Source organism: Mesorhizobium sp. M7A.F.Ca.CA.004.06.1.1 (assembly GCF_003999135.1).
Classification (GTDB): Bacteria; Pseudomonadota; Alphaproteobacteria; order Rhizobiales; family Rhizobiaceae; genus Mesorhizobium.
Map to the genome: position 1 here is coordinate 1 of NZ_RZPQ01000030.1, position 18,870 is coordinate 18,870.

20 protein-coding genes are annotated in these 18,870 nt (G+C 62.9%); 12 read left to right on the forward strand and 8 right to left on the reverse strand.

Going from position 1 to position 18,870, the window contains the following annotated elements; genetic code table 11:
• From EN906_RS03900 to EN906_RS03940, 9 genes are all read left to right on the forward strand, one after another.
• A partial coding sequence (locus EN906_RS03900; RefSeq protein WP_127375074.1) for a DAK2 domain-containing protein occupies positions 1-158 on the forward strand: 158 nt, incomplete at its 5' end.
• Positions 155-544 carry a dihydroxyacetone kinase phosphoryl donor subunit DhaM gene (gene dhaM, locus EN906_RS03905; protein ID WP_013528085.1) on the forward strand — a complete coding sequence of 130 codons (390 nt, stop codon included), beginning with the start codon at positions 155-157 and terminating at the stop codon, positions 542-544. The genes EN906_RS03900 and dhaM, both read left to right, overlap by 4 nt.
• Before the next feature lie 21 nt (positions 545-565).
• Positions 566-868, forward strand: coding sequence for an HPr family phosphocarrier protein (locus tag EN906_RS03910; RefSeq protein ID WP_127271907.1), 303 nt, complete (start codon positions 566-568; stop codon positions 866-868).
• Positions 852-2,438 (forward strand): phosphoenolpyruvate--protein phosphotransferase, encoded by a 1,587-nt coding sequence (ptsP, locus tag EN906_RS03915; RefSeq protein WP_127372960.1) that lies wholly within the window; start codon positions 852-854, stop codon positions 2,436-2,438. Before EN906_RS03910 ends, ptsP begins: the two co-directional genes overlap by 17 nt.
• A gap of 11 nt (positions 2,439-2,449) precedes the next feature.
• A complete protein-coding gene (locus EN906_RS03920; protein WP_127271698.1) occupies positions 2,450-2,872 on the forward strand; it encodes a hypothetical protein in 423 nt (140 codons plus the stop codon).
• A gap of 93 nt (positions 2,873-2,965) precedes the next feature.
• Positions 2,966-3,952, forward strand: coding sequence for a dihydroxyacetone kinase subunit DhaK (dhaK, locus tag EN906_RS03925; protein ID WP_127272249.1), 987 nt, complete (start codon positions 2,966-2,968; stop codon positions 3,950-3,952).
• Between the two features lie 63 nt (positions 3,953-4,015).
• Positions 4,016-5,041, forward strand: a complete 1,026-nt coding sequence (locus tag EN906_RS03930; protein WP_127272248.1) for a nucleotidyltransferase family protein — start codon at positions 4,016-4,018, stop codon at positions 5,039-5,041.
• Positions 5,042-5,163: 122 nt separating this feature from the next.
• Entirely contained in the window at positions 5,164-6,021 is an 858-nt protein-coding gene (locus tag EN906_RS03935; protein ID WP_236383302.1) for a glycosyltransferase family 2 protein, read from the forward strand.
• Positions 6,018-6,977, forward strand: coding sequence for a glycosyltransferase family 4 protein (locus EN906_RS03940; protein ID WP_127269704.1), 960 nt, complete (start codon positions 6,018-6,020; stop codon positions 6,975-6,977). The genes EN906_RS03935 and EN906_RS03940 overlap by 4 nt, the downstream gene beginning before the upstream one ends.
• A gap of 217 nt (positions 6,978-7,194) precedes the next feature.
• Here the strand turns inward: EN906_RS03940 and EN906_RS03945 are convergent, their stop codons facing one another.
• The 5 genes from EN906_RS03945 to EN906_RS38055 form a co-directional block, all read right to left on the reverse strand.
• Positions 7,195-8,181: a serine kinase gene (locus tag EN906_RS03945; protein ID WP_127269702.1), complete on the reverse strand. Its 987-nt coding sequence runs from the start codon at positions 8,179-8,181 to the stop codon at positions 7,195-7,197.
• A complete protein-coding gene (locus EN906_RS03950) occupies positions 8,178-8,612 on the reverse strand; it encodes a lasso peptide biosynthesis B2 protein (RefSeq protein WP_127269700.1) in 435 nt (144 codons plus the stop codon). The genes EN906_RS03945 and EN906_RS03950 overlap by 4 nt, the downstream gene beginning before the upstream one ends.
• Positions 8,612-8,899, reverse strand: a complete 288-nt coding sequence (locus tag EN906_RS03955; protein ID WP_164748961.1) for a PqqD family protein — start codon at positions 8,897-8,899, stop codon at positions 8,612-8,614. The genes EN906_RS03950 and EN906_RS03955 overlap by 1 nt, the downstream gene beginning before the upstream one ends.
• A gap of 441 nt (positions 8,900-9,340) precedes the next feature.
• Positions 9,341-9,988, reverse strand: coding sequence for a DUF2259 domain-containing protein (locus tag EN906_RS03960; protein ID WP_348627427.1), 648 nt, complete (start codon positions 9,986-9,988; stop codon positions 9,341-9,343).
• Positions 9,985-10,188 (reverse strand): hypothetical protein, encoded by a 204-nt coding sequence (locus EN906_RS38055; protein ID WP_236383301.1) that lies wholly within the window; start codon positions 10,186-10,188, stop codon positions 9,985-9,987. Before EN906_RS38055 ends, EN906_RS03960 begins: the two co-directional genes overlap by 4 nt.
• Positions 10,189-10,332: 144 nt before the next feature.
• On the opposite strand from EN906_RS38055, the gene EN906_RS03965 reads away from it, so the two are divergent.
• The 3 genes from EN906_RS03965 (at position 10,333) to EN906_RS03975 (ending at position 14,442) form a co-directional block, all read left to right on the forward strand.
• Positions 10,333-12,240: a propionyl-CoA synthetase gene (locus tag EN906_RS03965; RefSeq protein ID WP_127269156.1), complete on the forward strand. Its 1,908-nt coding sequence runs from the start codon at positions 10,333-10,335 to the stop codon at positions 12,238-12,240.
• A gap of 113 nt (positions 12,241-12,353) precedes the next feature.
• A complete protein-coding gene (locus tag EN906_RS03970; protein WP_127269155.1) occupies positions 12,354-13,436 on the forward strand; it encodes an acyltransferase in 1,083 nt (360 codons plus the stop codon).
• A gap of 247 nt (positions 13,437-13,683) precedes the next feature.
• Entirely contained in the window at positions 13,684-14,442 is a 759-nt protein-coding gene (locus EN906_RS03975; protein ID WP_127269154.1) for a metallophosphoesterase family protein, read from the forward strand.
• 76 nt (positions 14,443-14,518) lie between these two features.
• Here the strand turns inward: EN906_RS03975 and EN906_RS03980 are convergent, their stop codons facing one another.
• From EN906_RS03980 to EN906_RS03990, 3 genes are all read right to left on the reverse strand, one after another.
• The gene (locus tag EN906_RS03980) at positions 14,519-16,906 is read right to left on the reverse strand and encodes a polysaccharide biosynthesis tyrosine autokinase (protein WP_127272247.1); all 2,388 of its coding nucleotides are present in this window, start codon (positions 16,904-16,906) and stop codon (positions 14,519-14,521) included.
• A 225-nt stretch (positions 16,907-17,131) separates the two neighbouring features.
• Complete coding sequence (locus EN906_RS03985; RefSeq protein WP_127269746.1) at positions 17,132-18,028, reverse strand: UTP--glucose-1-phosphate uridylyltransferase; 897 nt, start codon at positions 18,026-18,028, stop codon at positions 17,132-17,134.
• Between the two features lie 74 nt (positions 18,029-18,102).
• Positions 18,103-18,870 (reverse strand): glycosyltransferase (locus EN906_RS03990; protein ID WP_164777097.1); only part of this gene is annotated, 768 nt, incomplete at its 5' end.

The following is an 18,870-nucleotide window of genomic DNA, read 5'->3' on the forward strand; positions in this document are numbered from 1 at the left end:
TCGCCGGTGCGGCCGCCGAGGCGACCGTGCCGATGAAGGCCCGGCGCGGCCGTGCGTCGTTCCTTGGCGACCGGTCGATCGGCCACATGGATGCCGGTGCACGCTCGACCGCGCTTCTGGTGCGCACGATCGTCGAAACGCTGGAAGGTCAGCCATGAGCAATGTCGGCATCGTCATCGTTTCGCATTCGCCGCTGGTTGCCGAGGGCACGGCCGACATGGTGCGGCAGATGGTGGGCGACGAAGTGCCGCTTGCATGGTGCGGCGGAAACGGCCATGGCGGGCTCGGCACCAATGTCGAGGCGATCATGGGCGCCATCGACAAGGCCTGGTCGGAAGCCGGTGTCGCCATTCTGGTCGATCTCGGCGGTGCCGAGACCAACTCGGAAATGGCGGTGGAGATGATCGGCGAGCCACGCTCGCACAAGATCATCGTCTGCAACGCGCCGATCGTCGAAGGCGCGGTGATGGCGGCGACCGAGGCCTCCGGCGGCGCCTCGCTCCGGGAAGTGGTGGCGACGGCACATGAATTGTCGCCGTCGTGAGTGAACGGGAAGTTTGAAGACATGTCCGCATCCGCCGAAGCGACCGTTGTGATCACCCACGAGGTGGGCCTGCACGCGCGTCCTTCGGTGAAGTTCACCAAGCTGGCCAAGAGCTTTGCCGCCGAGGTGGAAATCGCGCTTGCCGCCAACGGCCCCTGGTTCGACGCCAAGAGCATCGTCAAGGTGATGGCGACCAAGGCGCCGAAGGGTACGCTGTTGCACATCAGGGCCAGCGGAGACGGCGCCAATGATGCCGTCGACGCGCTGGTCGAACTGGTGCGGCGCGATTTCGACGAAGGCGCGGACCATGCCCGAACCGCTTAGGCTGCAAGGTATTTCGGCTTCGGCCGGTTATGCCGAAGGGCCGCTGTTCGACCTCGACCAGACTGTCGGCTCCTATGTCGGCAAAGAAACAGCCGACGATGAGAAGGCCGCGCTCGAAGCCGCAATCGGCATCGCCACGGGCCGTCTCACTGCAATGATCGGGATGGCCGAGGGCGATGCCGCCGACATTCTCGAGTTTCAGATCGCCATGCTGCAAGACGATGCGCTGAGCAGCCCGGCCTTTGCCGCGATCCGCACCGGCCTGCCGGCCGACACGGCGTGGCGGCAGGCGCTTAACGCTGAAATCGCCGGCTACGATGCTTCGGAGCAGGATTATTTCCGCGCGCGCGCCGCCGACATCCGCGATATCAGGGACCAGGTGCTGCGGGCTCTGTCGGAGGTTGGCAACGTCGAGCCGCCCGCCGGCGCCATCCTCTATGGCGAGGATATCGCGCCGACGCGTTTTCTCGAAACCGACTGGAGCTGCGGCGGCGGCATCGCACTGAAGGCGGGCAGCACCGCCAGCCACGTCGCCATGCTGGCGCGCTCGCGCGGCGTGCCCATGGTGGTCGGGCTCGGTGATTCGCCGGCTCACCTTGCCGCCCTCGCCCTGCTCGACGCCGAACATGGCGGCATCGTGCTTTCGCCCTCGAAGGCCCAAATCGCTGCCTTTCGGCAATCCTCCTCATCATTCCGGGCGCGCCGCGATCGGGCCGGGACCTTCCTGGCGCGACCGGCGGTGACCAAGGCCGGCACGGCGGTGCGGATGCAGGTCAACATCGCCGACCCGTCCGAGGTCGACGGCATCGATATCGCCACCTGCGACGGGGTCGGGCTGATGCGCACCGAATTCCTGTTCGGCAAGACGCTGCCGGACGAGGGGACACAGTATCGCGCCTATCGCAAGGTGCTGGAATGGGCTGGTGAAAAACCGGTGACGATCCGCACCGTCGATGCCGGCGGCGACAAGCCGGTGCCCGGCTTCACCGTCGAGGAGAGCAATCCGTTCCTCGGCCTGCGCGGAATCAGGCTGTCGCTGGCAAGACCGGAGGTGTTTCGTGTACAGATCCGGGCACTGCTGCGCGCCGCGGTGCACGGCAATCTGAAAGTGATGTTTCCGATGATCGCCATTGTGGAGGAATACCGACAGGCAGCGGCGATGTTCGCCGAGGAGCAGACCGCACTTGCCGCGCGCGGCATCGCGAACAAGATGCCGCCGCTCGGTATCATGGTCGAGGTGCCGTCGGTGGCGATCGTGCCGGAAGCCTTTACCGAGGCCGCCTTCTTCTCGATCGGCTCCAACGACCTCACCCAATATGTCATGGCGGCCGCCCGCGATGACGCTGCCGTGGCACATCTCAATTCGGTCCGTCATCCGGCCGTGCTACGGCTGATCGCTGCCGTGACCGCGTTTGGCCAGCGGGAAAAAATCCCGGTCAGCCTGTGCGGCGATGCAGGCGGCGATCCCGCCTCGATCCCGTCACTGCTCAAGGCCGGCCTGCGCGATCTTTCCGTCGCTCCGGCGCAACTCGCCATGGCCAAGGCGGCCATCGCGGACGTTTCTGTCTAGGCGCGGCCGGCATGGTCGACAGGGCATCCGAACCCGGTTCCGAAGAGGCGATCCGCGCCTACAAGACGATCCTGTCGCAGGTCATCGACCAGCGCCCATCCGGCATGCGCCAGCGCCTGGCCGATGCGCTCGGCAAACACCGAAGCTTCGTCACCCAGATTTCCAGTCCTGCCTATTCGATCCCGATTCCGTCAAAACATTTGCCGGCTATATTTTCGGTGTGCCATTTCAGCCCGGCCGAGCGCGACCAGTTTCTCGCCGCCTACCATCAGGCGCATCCGGGAAAAATGTCGATCGCATCAGGCATGCGCAAGACGCGGCATGTCTCGCTGATCGTGCCGGATTTCGGCGACGACAAGCAGAACGCCGCGCTCGATAAGGCGGTGAACGATTTTATCCAGAAGATCACCAGCATCACCGGCAAGGGTGGCTGATCGAACTCTTTGTTTTACGCAATTCCGGACGGAAAACCGCGACACACTTTCCCTGGAATTGCTTTGGAAGGCCTATTTCGGGAGGAGACGGCCGTGAAGAAGTTTATCAATTCGGTGGACACGGCGCTGACCGAAAGCCTCGACGGCTTCGTCGCCGCCCATGCCGACATCCTCGTGCTCGGCGACGAGCACAAATTTGTCCGCCGCAAGACCTTGCGGCCGGGCAAGGTGGCGTTGATCTCCGGCGGAGGCTCCGGCCACGAGCCGCTGCATGGCGGCTTTGTCGGGCACGGTATGCTCGACGCCGCCTGCCCCGGCCAGGTGTTCACCTCGCCGACGCCGGACCAGATGCTGGCGGCGGCGGAGGCCGTCGACACCGGCGGCGGTTGCCTGTTCATCGTCAAGAACTATGAGGGCGACGTCATGAACTTCGACATGGCGGCCGAGATGTCTGAAGGCGTCCAGCAGATCGTGACCAATGACGATGTCGCCGTCGAGAATTCTTCCTATACGACGGGCCGGCGCGGCGTCGCCGGCACGCTGGTGGTGGAAAAGATCGTCGGAGCCGCTGCCGAACATGGCCTGGCACTGGCGCCGCTGAAGGCGCTGGGCGACGGCGTCAACGCTGCTACCCGCTCGATGGGCGTGGCGCTGACCAGCTGCACCGTACCGGCGGCGGGCAGGCCGACTTTCGACATCGGCGATGGCGAGATGGAATTCGGCGTCGGCATCCATGGCGAGCCCGGCCGCCGGCGCGACACGCTGAAAAGCGCCGATGCTATCGCGCAGGAGATCTGTGCCGCAATCCTGGGCGATCTCGGCGACCGGGCGAAGGGTCCAGCGCTGTTGTTCGTCAACGGTTTCGGCGGCACGCCGCTGATGGAACTCTACCTGATGTACAACAGCGCGCGGGCGATTTTCGAGAAGCATGGCGTGACGGTGGCCCGTTCGCTGGTCGGCTCCTATGTCACCTCGCTCGACATGGCCGGCTGCTCGATCACACTCACCATGCTCGACGATGAGACGACCGCATTCTGGGACGCGCCTGTACACACGGCGGCGCTACGCTGGGGCATGTAACCCTGGCTTCCACCCTGCTTTTCTGCGACATCTTTCCCTGCAATCGCAACATTGTCCAGGTTGATGCTGCCACCGCTTACCCCTGCCGAAGAAAAGCTGCTGCTGCGCTACGCAGATCCGGAGGCGCCGACTGTCGACGTCGATAATTTGCCGGCAAAGACGCTGATGTCGCTGCTCGACAACGCCGAATTCCATGGCGTCCTGCCGATCATGCTGCGCAAGCTCAGCGGGGACGCGCGGCTGCCAGCGGATGCGGACCTGCACGGCAAGCTGGAAAATCTGCGCCAGAAGGCAACGATCGCCACCGGCCAGTCTATGCTGTTGAAGTATCATGGCGACCGCATCATGAAGGGACTGGCGGCGGACAATATTCCGGCGCGGATCGTCAAGGGACCCGTCTTCGCGCGCAAGCTCTACCGCAACGTCGCCGACAGGCCGTTCACCGACATCGATATCCTGGTCGAACCCGCCAACCTGGCGCGGGCAAACCAGGTGATCACGGCATGCGGCTTCGAGCTTGGCAGCAACGAGGCCGAATCCTACGAATTGCAGGAATTCAAATGGCTCGAAAAGGAGAATTCCAGCCTGCTGGTCGAACTGCATGGCGACCTCGTGCATGACATCGGCATGCGGCGGCGCCTGTCGCTGGGTTTCCCTGAATTGCGCGCCATCGACGGCGACGCGACAGACACGCCGGCGGCTCTTCTCACGATCGCCATCGTGCACGCCGCCGGCGGCCATAAATTCCACCGGCTGCAGCTTTGCGTCGACGTGCTGCAGGGCGTGCGGGCGCTGCAATCACCCGAAGCGGAAGCACGCCTCTTCGACGCTGCCCGTACCACCGGCATCGAGCTCGAGTTGGCAATCGTGCTCGATGTGACCGGCCGGTTGTTCGACGAAAGCCGCGCGCTCGAACTCGCCGGCCGCATCAAACCCGATCTCTCCATACGGCTGGCCAGGCGGTTGATCACCACGAATACGCTGCTCGGCGTCAATTCCAGGGATAAGCTTGGTTCGCGCCTACGCCGCGACGCCTTCCGCTGGATCCAACGGCTGGCCAGGGCGAGAGCAATTCCAGGAAAAGTGTGAGACGTTCTCTCCCGGAAAAGCGTCGCGCCATCACCTCAGGTCGGAAAGTGATGGCGCTCTTGGCTTGGCCGCTTTGAGTCTTTAGCCTGCGTCGGGAAGCACACGACGAAGGATTGAGGAATTTGGCCGATCTCAATACCCACATTGCGAATGCTGCGCGTGATCGGAGTTCCCCGCGAGTCGTCGCGGTCCTTACGACACGGAACGAAGAACGGTTCGTCGCCGGATGTCTCGAGAACCTCTTTCGTCAAGGCGTACAGGTCTACATCTGCGACAATCAGTCGACGGACCGAACGCTTGAGATTGCCCAGCGCTACTGCGGAGCCGGATTGATAGGATTCGAAACCATCCCGCATAACGGCTGGTATTGCTGGGAGCACCTTCTTCGTCGCAAAGAGGAACTGTTTCAGTCGCTCGAAGCAGACTGGTTCATGCATGTTGACGCTGACGAGATCCACCTTCCGCCGACTTCGTACTCATCGTTGGTCTCCGCCATTGCGGCAGCCGACGCACTCGGCTTCAATGCGATCGAATCTTCCGAGTTTACGTTCATTCCTACCAGAGAAGCTCCCGATCACGACAATCCCGATTATCAACACACGCTGCGCACCTACTACCCGTTCCGGCCAACCTCCCCACACTGCGTCCGTGCCTACAAGAAACAGGACGGCCCCATGGAGATTGCGTGGTCAGGCGGCCATCTCGTACGGTTCGCGGGTCCGGTGAGGCTTTACTCCGAGCGTTTTCGCATGAAGCACTATCTGTTCCTTAGCGCAGAGCACGCCGCATGCAAGTATGCTGGCCGCCGGTTTCTGAGCGAAGAGGTCATTGGTCGTGGCTGGCACGGATGGCGACCCCGCTTGCGATCAGAGGATATTCTGCTGCCGGACGCCAGCCAGGTGCGCGCCAGCGCGACGGACGACGATCTGGACGAGGCCAATCCATGGTCGGCGCACTGGCTTGAGCGGTACGCCTCGTGAATGAGGTACACCTCCCCCGCGTCCTGGCGATCGCGGATCGACCCGGCTGGGCGATTGATCGCAAGACCCAAAATCTCCGGCGCGTGCTGGAAAGAAGGTTCGAGATCGTCCAACGATTTCAACATGATGTGACTGAGTCGGACGTGAACACGGCGGACATCGTGCTCATCTTCTATTGGCTCCAGATCTCGAAGCTGCCCCTGCCGGAATCGGCCCTCGCCAGGCGGTCTGACAGGCTGCTCATCGGGATCTGCAGCCACAGAGAGCTGGAGGGCGAATTCCGCGAGCCCGGGCTCGCCGCCCTGCACCGGCTGGCGCGCGCTGTCTTTGTCAACAATCGGCAGCTCGAGCACGAATACGGTCCTCTACTGCGTGTTCCGGTCCACTACACGCCCAATGGAGTCGACACGACGTTCTTTTGTCCCGCACAAGAGCCACAACCCGGTTCTGGCGAGCTCCGTGTCGGATGGGCGGGAAGTCTCGGCAACCATGGTCCAGCACATCGCGGCTTCCACGACGTCATCGAGCCCGCGGTAGCGGCCGTGCCGGGCGCGCGCCTACTGACGGCGATTCGCGAGCAACGCTGGCGTAGCCATGACGAGATGCCCGGCTTCTATCGGGATCTCGACGTTTATGTCTGCGCCAGCCTCAGCGAAGGCACTCCCAATCCTTGCTTGGAGGCGGCGGCGTGCGGTGTCCCTTTGGTGACCACCCGTGTGGGAAACATGCCCGAGCTGATTCGGGATGGCGACAACGGGCTGTTCTTCGATGGAACTGCGGAGGGGCTTGCGAACAAGCTAGCCTTGTTGCGGGACACGCCATCGCTCCGGTCGAGGATGGCCGCCCGCATGATCGAGACGATCCAAGAGTGGGATTGGGGCGTGCAGGCGGAGAACTACGCGCGCATGTTTGCCTCGTTGCTTACTGCGGGCGGAGCTGTCGGGCCCATGAGATGAGCGGCTTCGGGTGTGCCCTGCCAAACCTGACCTTTGTAGCGCCATTCGAGTTTTCCCGGACCCTTGCTCTTCCGTACCTCGCGCAGCAAGGATAACGAGGCGGCGCTGCGCTGAAATCGTTGTTTTTGCGCAAAACTGCGAAGTAGAAGCACTCCGAAACACGCTATCCCCACGCCCTTGGGAACAAGGAATAGCGGCCCCACGTTGCCTGGGGTATTCAGTCCCGAGTCGTCAGAGCGGCGCTGATCAGTGCCGCAGCGTCAGCCGGGCGCGCGCCCACCTCCAACCGGAAGGTCGGCACCGCATTGACCACCCCGGCGATGGTCGCCAGCCGGCGTTTCTGCATCGGCAGCAGCCCGGTCATACCGGTGCGGACGTTGTCCACCGCCAGTGCCACCATTGCGTCGGTGCCGGCCATGGCGACGAGCCGGCTCTGGCTTCCGGCGGAACGCGCCAGGTGCAGAAGGGCCGCCACCGGCCGGGCGGACGCGTTTTCCACCCGGATGATATCCTCCAGCCGTTCTAGCGAGATGGGCTGTTCGCCATTGCGATCCCAGGTCTGGCCAAGGCAGGGCGCCACCTGCGGGATCATCTCCGCGGTCTTCCGATGGATCTTGACGGCGCGCGGCAGACCCCAGGCGACGACCTTGCCCGAAGTGGCATGCACGATCATGGCGTCGTCGGAGCAGAGGCCAAAGCCCTGTATTGCCAGCGCGAGTGACGTCGTGGTCTTGCCGGTGCCGCTCGGAGCATGGATCAGCACCACCGCATCGCTGTCCGGCAACGTCAAGCCGGCAGTGTGCAGCATATGCTGGCCACCGGCGTCGAGCGCGGCGTCGAGCACCAGCATTGCCGGTGTCCACGCGGCTTTCGCGCCAGGGCGGATCCGGAGTTCGGCCCAGCCCGCCACGCCGTTGATGGCAACGGTCTGACGCTCGGGAAAGACCAGATGGATGATACCACTATCCTCGAACATCCGGCAGGGACCATCCTCCGGCACCTCGCCATCGAAGACGAGGGATCCGTTGGGTGCCTCGTCCAAGGTGTCTGTCTCGGCGATTTCGAGACGAAAGTCCGGCTCGACGGGTTCCGCGATACGCAGGCTGCCCAGCATCCGGTCGAAATCCTGCCACAGCTCCGGGCGCTCGGCCGATATGCCAAGGATCAGGCCGTTGAGGCCATAGCAGGCTGAAGGTCTGGTCAAGCGGGACGCGCCTTTATGGCATCGGCATGATGACGATAGATTTCGACCATGCCGGGAAGCTTGTCGCTGACCACCGGCCTGCCATCGAGGCAGACCCAGCAATGCGCTGCCAGGCGCTGCGCTTGCATCGACTGCGGATCGATGCCGAAGCGCAGGTCTGGATCGAAGCCGGCCAGGCGCAGGAAACGATGACCTAGCAGACCCTCCCTCAGGCACCTGCGGTCACGCATCAGCCAGGGACGGCGGACGGCGCGGTTGACGCTGGCGACTATGTAGGCGGACGGCAGACCGCGATAGGGCGTCGACGAGGCGAGCGGCGCCCATTCGAGCACCTCCTCGAAGCTCCGGTTGATGACCAAGACCGGCATCAGCCGCGCGCTTGCCCAGAGATGGCAGCGAAACAGAGCGCGCAGGAGCGGGCCGTCAGTCATCAAGCACCTGGCGCGGCGAGGATACCTTCAGAGATCAGATCCGCGGCCAGTGCCGCCATGTCCTGATCGAGCGTCCCCTTGTCGACCTCGAACTCCTCGCAAAGCAGATCGACGATCTGGTCGAGGTTGCGCGCGCCGTCCACCTTGCCGAGAAAGGCTTCGGTCGTGCCGTTGCATGTATAAAGCTGGCCGCTGCGCGCCAAAAGCACGACTGCGCCATCGCCCACATGCTGCACCGAGGCATCCTCGGCCAGCCGCAGAACGGTTCCAGAGACTATTTCCACCACGCCCCTCCAAGCCACGCTCATCCCGGAAATCAGATAGCGCGGAGGTGGAGCGCTGTCTATCAGCCGATCATGGGAGCCCAGTGCACGGACCAACGGCTTTGCTGACGGATTCTCCGCGCCAGTCGCGTTAGAACCTGCTCGGTTGCGTCTTCCCGGCCGCATTCGTCCCAGAAATAGTCATCGATGAAATGTGACAAGCAGCGGGCCTGCCGGCAGCGGACGTTGCATTTCTTCCCCTAAGTAAGGTAAAACCTGTCTGGGTATTGGGGAGATAGCGTATGCGTTACAATTGGGAGCGGGCTCCGACGAGCTTCGAACGTCACAGAAAAGCGCTGGCCACAGCCATTTTGATCGCTGGCGGCATTGGCCTCATGCTTGTGGCCCTGCCGATCTAGAAACAACCTTCAGACACAGCGGCTGCCGGCGCCTGGGCGTAACCTCTCAGCGTGGCTGCCCGGCCACCGCGAGGAAGCGGCGATCGCGCCCCTCGAAACCCTGGCTGAAACGCTGCACCAGCACAACGATCACCGCCGGCTTGCCGGCCGGGGTGAGTTCGTAGGATTCCGACAGGCTGTAGGAGGTCGGGCAGTTTCTTGAGCCCGGCACGGTCTTGTCCTCGTGCAGGATTTTGAACGGCTTGCCATCCTGGCCTTGCAGCGTCAGCCGGAAGCCGAGGGCCTTGCCCGCCTTCTCACCCTGAAGTGGCTTTTCCTCTTGAAGTAGCTGGTCGCCTTGCCGCGTCACATCGAAACTCGCCGAACAATCGCTCGTGCTGGCCGCCAGGATTTCGTCGAGCTGGATGGTCGAAATGCCTGTTTCGCCATGGAGCGGCGCCAGCCATTTCTGCGACACCTGCTCGAGGTGAGAAATGTCGTTGTAGGCAACCATTTCGCCCGGAAAGGTGAACTTGTCGGAAGCCGCCTGCTCGGCTGGGGATGTGATGGCATATTGGGCGAGAATGGGCGCCGCCTGAGCGGCGGCCTGCGCCCTCGCCTGCTCCAGCGTCAGTGTCGCCTCCTCCGTCTCGTCGACGACGAGGATCGGCTTACCGCCAACGAGCTGATCCGTGCGGGTATCGATGATGTCTATCTGCGACCAGCCAGAGTCCGAGGCGCCGGCGTCGAGCGTTCATATTGCTCGAAGGCGAAATAAGCGCCATCCGGCGAAAAGCCGATGATGTGCCGTGCCGCGGCATCGCCAGCCTGAGCGGTTCCAGCGGAGATCGCGAGCACGACACCCATGACCAATGGGAGCGCAAGGCGCCCGATGATCCGCACAGCAGCAAACATCCCCACTCCAATCTGGAATCGCAATTTCATAGCTGCTTGCCCCCAAGCGCCAGGTCGATATCGGCCGTACAATGGCGTGCATTTGCGGCCAAGGGTAGAGCGCGCTATCTGGAGGGAAGAAAAACATTTCCCGGGGAGGTATGGATGGCTTCACGCTATCACGAGGTCTATGAAGGCTGGAAACGCGACCCGGAACGCTTCTGGGCGGACGCAGCCGGCGCCATCGACTGGTATTCGCCCTGGGACAAGGTGTTCGACGCCACGGCTGGCGTCTATGGCCGCTGGTTCACCGGCGCCACCTGCAACACCTGCTACAACGCCATCGACCGCCATGTCGCGGGCGGGCGCGCCGACCAGATCGCGCTGATCCATGACAGCGCGATCACAGGAACGATCAGGAAGTTCACCTATGCCGAGTTGAAGCGCGAGGTGGTTGCACTCACCTCGGTGCTGAAGAACCGTGGTATTCGTAAGGGTGACCGCGTCATCATCTACATGCCGATGGTGGCCGAGGCGGCCATCGCCATGCTGGCCTGTGCCCGCATCGGCGCCGTGCATTCGGTGGTCTTCGGCGGCTTTGCCTCGCATGAGCTTGCCACCCGCATCGACGACGCCAGGCCGAAGCTGATCATTTCGGCATCCTGCGGCCTGGAGCCAGGCCGCGTCGTCGCCTACAAGCCGTTGCTCGACAAGGCGATAGAGATTTCCCGCCACAAGCCGGACGCCTGCCTGATCCTGCAGCGCGACCAATTGCGCTGCGAGCTGAAGGAGCATTTCGACATCGACTACGCCGATGCCGTCGCCCGCGAACGGGCAGCGGGCGCCAATGTCGATTGCGTGCCGGTGCTGGCCACCGATCCGCTCTACATCATCTACACATCGGGCACGACCGGCCAGCCCAAGGGCATCGTGCGCGACAATGGCGGCCATATGGTCGCGCTGAAATGGACGATGGAAAACGAGTTCGGCGTCAAGCCGGGCGAGGTGTTCTGGGCGGCGTCCGATGTCGGCTGGGTGGTCGGCCATTCCTACATCGTCTACGGACCGCTGCTGCATGGCTGCACAAGCATCCTGTTCGAAGGCAAGCCTGTGGGCACGCCCGATGCCGGCACCTACTGGCGGGTGATAGCGGAGCATGGTGTCGTAGCCCTTTTCACCGCACCGACCGCGTTCCGCGCCATCAAGGGGCAGGACCCGAAGGGCGAGTTCATTGCGAAATACGACCTCTCGAAGTTCCGCACGCTGTTTCTTGCCGGCGAGCGCGCCGACCCGGAAACCATCAAATGGGCGGAGCAGAAGCTGAATGTGCCTGTGGTCGACCATTGGTGGCAGACCGAGACCGGCTCGCCGATGACGATCAATCCCGCCGGCCTTGGCCTGCTGCCGGTGAAATACGGCTCGCCCGGCGTGCCGATGCCCGGCTACGACATCCGCGTGCTCGACGATGCTGGCCATGAGGTGCAGCGGGGCACGCTGGGCAATGTGGTGATCAAACTGCCGCTGCCGGCCGGCTGCCTGCCGACGCTGTGGAATGCCGATCAACGGTTCCGCCAGGCCTATCTCGACGAGTTCCCCGGCTTCTACAAGACGGCGGATGCCGGCATGGTCGACGAGGACGGCTATCTCTACGTCATGGCTCGCACCGATGACATCATCAACGTCGCCGGCCACCGGCTGTCGACCGGCGCCATGGAAGAGGTGCTTTCGGCCCATCCCGATGTCGCCGAATGCGCGGTGATCGGCATTGCCGACGCCATGAAAGGCCAGGTTCCGCTGGGCTTCGTGGTGTTGAATGCGGGTGTGACCCGCGATATCGGCTCTATCGAGAACGAGGTGGTCGGTCTGGTGCGCGAACGCATTGGCCCGGTCGCCGCCTTCAAGACGGTGGTGACGATCAAGCGCCTGCCCAAGACGCGTTCGGGCAAGATCCTGCGCGGCACCATGCAGAAGATCGCCGACAAGGAAGAATGGACCATGCCGGCGACGATCGACGATCCGGTCGTCCTCGACGAGATCACCAAGGCCCTGAAGGAACGCGGAATCGGACTTTGAGCCACTGAAGGGTGGGCCGCGGACGACCTTTTCGATCGGCAAGCAATACTTTTATTGTGCGACGCAGCAATGCACCCTAAAGTCGTTCGCGGGGGGACATCGACAAAGGTCGCATGGCTCAGCAGAAGATTACATTTGGTGGCGTAGACATCCTGCGCTTTCTCGCCGCCGTCATGGTCATGGTCTACCACTATGGCTTCTGGGTGTGGGCGTATCCGGACGGTGTTTCGGCGCGCGCCACGGGCGGCGTTCCCCCGCAGCCGGCAATAGGCGCCTGGGTCGAATCCGGCTGGGTCGGCGTCCAGATCTTCTTCGTCATCAGCGGTTTCGTCATCGCCTTCAGCGCCGAAAGGTCGACACCCCTGCAGTTTTTCGAAGCAAGGGTGAAACGGCTGGCGCCGGCGGTTTGGATCTGCGCCCCGGTCACCGCGGTGGTGCTGCTGCTTGTCGGCCTCAGTTGGCCGACCGATGCCGTCATCAGGCTCCTACGCACCGGCCTGTTCGTTCCGTACGCGCCTTGGGTGGACAGCGTCTACTGGACGCTGGGCATCGAGATCGCCTTCTATGCCATCGTCTGGATCCTGCTCAGCTTTGGCCGCTTCCATCTGATGGAGATTGTGGCCGTCGCCATCGGCTTGGTCAGCACGTTGTTCTGGTGCCTCTACTACCCGCTCGGCTGGGCCGATCTTGCCGAAACACGCACACTCGACCTGCTGCTGGTGCATCACGGCGTTTTCTTCGCCACCGGCGTCATGCTGTGGCTGATGCGCTTCAAGGCGGTGACAGGCGCCCGACTTGCCTTCTGCGCCCTGTTCCTGGCCGGTGGTGTGCTGCAGATCGCCAGTTCGGTCGACGTTCATATCCTGAAGGTCGGGCGGGATATGCCGTTCGCGCCGCCGATCCTCATCTTCCTCATTGGCATCGCGCTGATGGCATGGTCTCTGCGGCTCAACCTCTCTTGGAGCGGCTGGCGCCGGATCGGGCTGATGACCTACCCGCTCTACCTGCTGCACGATGTCGTCGGCGCGGCCCTGCTCGGCATCCTGGTTCGCGCCGGTCTGCCACATCTGTTCTCGATGGCGGTCGTCGGCGCGACGATGATCGCGGCAAGCTGGCTGGTGGCGATCGAGGCCGAACCACGCATCCGGCTGCTGCTCGACCACACCGTTTTCCGCTATCGGCTCAAGGCAGCCTGACGACGATCCGGCAGACCGGGCCGGCTGCCGACCTAAAGCATGTCGCGCCTGAGCGGATTCAGGCCCGCTTCAGGCCTTTGTTTCCACAGATCGTTCTCCCAAAACCGAGCTCATTTCTGAGCAACATGCATTTGCGGTCCCGACCCGGCGGGGCTGCATTTTCCACGATTGCGGAATTCTCCGTTTCGGGCATGATAACAGGCACTTATGCCTTCCGTATGAGAGCTTGCCTCGAGACGCCCCGCACGTGACCCTGTTCCAGCGAAAACCCCGGATCGCGGCGCGTGCGCGCCTCGATATCGACATGCAGGACGCCGTCGTCTATGCGATCGGTGACGTGCATGGCTGCTACAAGGAACTCCGTGCCCTGGAGCAGAAGATCCTGCTCGATTCGCTGCGCTTCCAGAGCCGCAAGATCATCGTCATGCTTGGCGACTACATCGACCGGGGGCTTCAGTCGGCCCGGGTGCTGGATCACCTCGTGGCGCCGCCGCCGAAAGGGTTTCAGCGCATTTGTCTTGCCGGCAACCACGAAGTGGCGATGCTGAACTATCTCGACGGAAATCTGTCCCGCAAGCCCTGGCTGGCGACGGGCGGCCTGCAAACCCTGTTTTCCTATGGCATCGATCCGGCGCGCCTCGCCAGCCTCTACGGGAGCAGCGCGCAGATCGACCGACGCATAAGGGAGATCATTCCAGACGATCACGTCAGCTTCCTGCGCGGGCTGCCGATCATGGTCCGTTCGCGGAAGTTCGTGTTCGTCCACGCCGGCATCAGGCCCGGCGTCGACCTTGCGGCGCAAACCGACCACGACCTGGCCAACATCCGTTCGGACTTCTTCGAGGCAACGCACCTGCTCGACCGCTGGGTGGTGCACGGGCATACTCCGGTGGACGTCCCGAAGCTCGAAGGGCGCCGGCTCGGCATCGACACAGCCGCCTTCCAGAGCGGACGCCTGACCGCCGTCAGGATCGCCGACAAGCAAGGCAGGCTGATCTTCTCCTGACGCGCATCGATATTCAGGTGTGCTGACCTGAAGATCGATACACTTCAGAGAGGGTCCACTCGCGCAACGGTCGACGTCACACCGGCGCCTTGCCGCGCACTTCCGACTTTTCCAGATAGTAGCTCGAATATTTATCAAAGAATTTTTCCGACCCGCCGAACGATCCGTATTTGGCCAGTTTCTTCAAATCGACCTTGTTCAGCACCGCGCCGACGATCTTGTTGGCGACATAGGGTTCGGATTCCAGCATCGACCTGACCATCGCGCGTGGGGTGCGCCCCCACTCGGTGACCAGTACAAAACCGTCGACCAACGGCGCGAAGGCCTTGGCGTCGACCACCGGTCCGAGCGGCGGCAGATCGACGACGATGTATTCGAACGTCTCCTTGGCGTTCTCGATGAAGCGTCGCATGCCGGCCGAGGAGAGAAGTTCGCTGGTATGCGAGAAATGACCGCGCAGCACCGCCGGGATGATCGCCAGCTTCGTCTGCCTGTCGATCTTGCCGACGGACTGCCAGGTCTGGCCACTGACCACCGCTTCCATCAAGCCCTGCTCGGTTTCCATGCCAAGGCCCCGGCTGAGGCCGGGATTGCGCAAGTCGCCGTCGATCAGCAGCGTCTTGGAGCCATTGGCGGCGAGCAAGCCGGCGAGATTTGCCGCGACCGTCGACTTGCCTTCGCCGGGAAGCACCGAGATGACGCCGATGACGCGGCTGCCTTGCCCTTCCATCACGACGTCGAAGGCGATCTTGGCGCTTCGCAGCGTTTCGGAGAACATCGAGGCTGGAGAATCGATGCTGACCCGCATGCGCGCCCGCCTTTCGGCCGCCGACAGCGATTGGGTGGTCTTGGCGTCTACCTGGGTCTCGCCCGGCTTTTCTTCCTTGCCGAGCTTGCCGCCGATCGTGGGGAGATAGCCGAGGAATTTCAGGTTGACGCGGTCGCGCACGTCCTCGCCGGTCCTGAAGAAGCGTTCGTTGAACTCGTTCAGGCCACCAAAGCCGGCGCCCATCAGCAGGCCAAGCACCAGCGAAAGCCCGAGCACGACGATTGTGCGCGGGCTCGAGGCCGCCATCGGCATCGAAGCGTCGGAGATGATGCGGATCTTGCCGACAGGGAAGGATTGCTGTTGCGCGGCTTCCTCATAGCGGCCGAGGAATGTCTGGTAGAGCGTGGTGAGCGCCGTCGCCTGCTGATCGAGTTCACGCAGCTTGACTTGCGTCTGGTTGTCGACGGAACTCTTGCCCTGTGCGGCCGCGACGTTGGCCCTGAGCGCGGTCTCGCGTGCCTGCGCCACCTCATATTCGTTGCGATAGCTTTCGGTCAGCTGCTTCAGCTCGCCGAAAATCTGCGTCGATATGTCGGCCTTCTCCTTGGAGAGAGCCACCGCCTGCGGGTGCTCGGGGCCGAAATTCGCCTCGACGTCCTGCAGACGCTTGGCCACCGTGAGATAGCGGGTCTTGAGCGCCGATATGACCGAGCTGCTCGGCTGGTCGCTCGATATGGCGGCATCCTTGAAGGCGTTTTCGGAGCCGCTGTCGACAATGGCTTTGTACTGCTGGTAGCGGGCGCTGGCGCGCGCGGTGTCGGCCTGCGCCACGATAAGCTGGGCGTTGAGGTCGGAAAGCTGCTTGTCGCTCATCAGCTGGCCGTCGCTGTTGGCGGCCAGCCCGTGTTCGGCCCTGAATTTCTCAACCGCAAGCGAAGCTGCCTGCGAGCTCTGGCGCAGCTCCGTCAACCGGCCCTGGAGCCAGACCGCAGCCCGCTCGGTGGCATCGAAGCTGGCATCGAGCTGATCGGCGAGATAGGCATCGGCGTAGGCCTTGGTGATGGCGTTTGCCAAGGCCGGGTCCGTCGCCTGATAGCCGAGCGCGATGACGTAGCTTCGCCCGATGCGCGTTGCCCGCACCTCGCTCTGCAGCTTGAGGATCGCGTAGTCGCGGCGCGACGTGGCGATCAGCGCATCGCGGGCGGCCGGGTCGAGCTTGCTGAAGTCAGTGCCACCCGGCATGGAAGAGCTGGGGCGGACATACTGGATCAGGCCGCGGATGAGGCCTATGCCTTGGGCAAGCGCCGACTGGGGCGGATTCATGAATGTGTCGTTCTGGTCGAGCTTCAGCTTGTCGACGACCACGGCGGCAAGCCGCGTCGAGGTCAGGATCTCGATCTGGCTCAGGATCGCCGAATCGGTCTGCATGGTTGTCGACGTCGCCGAAATGTCGTCGACGATTTTGTTCAAGCCCTCATCGATCAGCACGCTGGCGACCGACTGATATTTAGGCGGCGTCGTCTGCAAATAGAGCAAGCCCAGGAAGAGACCGATGACGGCACACACGGCAACCACCTTGGCCTGCCGTGCGGCCATGCCAAGCAGCCGCTCGATATCGATGAAGTCTTCGCCGTCTCCTGCGTCCGAATTCGGCAATGGCATCCTCTTGTCGAGAGGAAAGTTGGCATAATTCATCTTCGGTCCAATTCTAGAGCCGGTCCATCGCAATGGACTCTATCTCACTGTTTCAACATGATCTTTTCCGGAAACCGGGACCCACTTTCCGGGATCATGCCTTGGCTTGCAGGCGCCTCGAAGATCGGGAGCATCGCCAGAAGCGAAGCAAGCGTCGTGCCAGACGGCGAGAACCTGCCGGCCCCTCTTCGCCGGCCATCTGACCATGCTCCCGAAAGATGGGCATTATGCGGCTTCTTCCTGGCGTTCATGCGACCGGACGAACTCCTGAAGCATCTCGAAAACCGGACCCTTCATGTCGTCGCGCGCCAGCGCGAAGGCGATGTTGGCCTGGATGAACCCTTCCTTGGAACCGCAGTCGAACATGCGACCCTTAAAAGGCTGGGCGAAGAACGACTGATCCTTCGACAGACGAACCATGGCGTCCGTCAATTGAATCTCGTTGCCGGCGCCGCGCTGCTGATTGCCCAGAAGCGCGAAAATCTCGGGCTGCAGGATGTAGCGGCCGTTGATGTAGAAGTTCGACGGCGCATTGGCCGGCGCCGGCTTCTCGACCATGGCCGTCACCTCGAAACCGCCACCGATCTCGGCGCCACGGCCAACGATGCCGTATTTGTTGGTCTCGCTCGGTTCGCAACGCTCGACGGCGATCACGTTGCCACCCGTGCGCTCATAAAGCTCGACGGTTTCGGCGAGGCATCCGCGCCCGCCGAAGGACACCATGTCCGGCAGCAGCAAGGCGAAGGGCTCGTTGCCGATAACCTCGCGCGCGCACCAGACGGCATGGCCGAGGCCTTGCGGCGATTGCTGGCGGATGAAGCTGGTGGCACCGGCCACAGGCAGCATGCTTTCGAGCGCCTCCAACTGGGTCTTCTTGCCGGTCTGCTCCAGGGTGCCGATCAATTCCGGATGCAGGTCGAAATAGTCCTCGATCACCGCCTTGTTGCGGCCAGTCACGAAGACGATGTGCTCGATGCCCGCCTCGAAGGCCTCGTCCACCGCATATTGCACGACAGGCCTGTCGACCACGGGAAGCATTTCCTTTGGCATCGACTTGGTCGCCGGCAGGAATCTTGTTCCAAGCCCCGCCACCGGTATCACGGCCTTCCTGATTTTCTTCATCGCAAATTCCTTCTGAGGAGATCGACTTCAGTCCATTCACAGGCCACGAAAAATCCCTCCATGTGCCTGCATCTTCACCTCCCCGCCCCAACGGCAAATTGTGCCGCCATTCTTCGCAACCGCACGGCGATCGGCATGCCCATATGCCTGACCGCCGCCGGGTCGCTGAGCGCAGTCCGGATCGCCTTGAGCGGGGACCGCGCCTTGATGTGCTGTACCAGTGACAGAAACGATGCCGCCTTGCGCAGGCTGCGGCCGCGCCGTGCAAACGCGGCCTGCGCGGCCTCATCCATCCGATGGGTTTGAGCGAACACGGCATCCGCCCTGCGCATCGCTTCGACGTGGTGAAGCTCGAGCACGCGCGAGATGGAGCCGCTGCGGATATGATAGGCATAGCCGATATCGGGCTCGACGACGCATTTTCCGCCCTTGGCCAGGGCGCCGGCAAACAGGATGTAGTCTTCGCCGATCCTCAGCTTTTCGTCATAGCGAAGCCGGTGTTCGTTCAGGAACTCGCGCTGGAAGATCGGCTTGAGATAGCCGAGGTTGAACTTGGATTCGAAGACGACGTTGCCGGCGATGTAGGTGGCCAGCGAAATCTCGCGCAAGCCTTCCAGATATTGCCGCGGAAACATCGCGTCCTCGATGACGCCGTCCTCGCGAACGACCTGCAGATTGTCGACGGCGATCTGGGCATCCGCGCTTTCGGCACGAGCGATCATGGCCGCGAGCCGGCCGGGACAGACCGCGTCGTCGGAATCGAGAACCGCGATCCATCTGCCGCGGGCGGCGGCGAGGCCGGCATTCCTGGCGCCGCCAGGGCCGCGGTTGCTGGCCAGGGC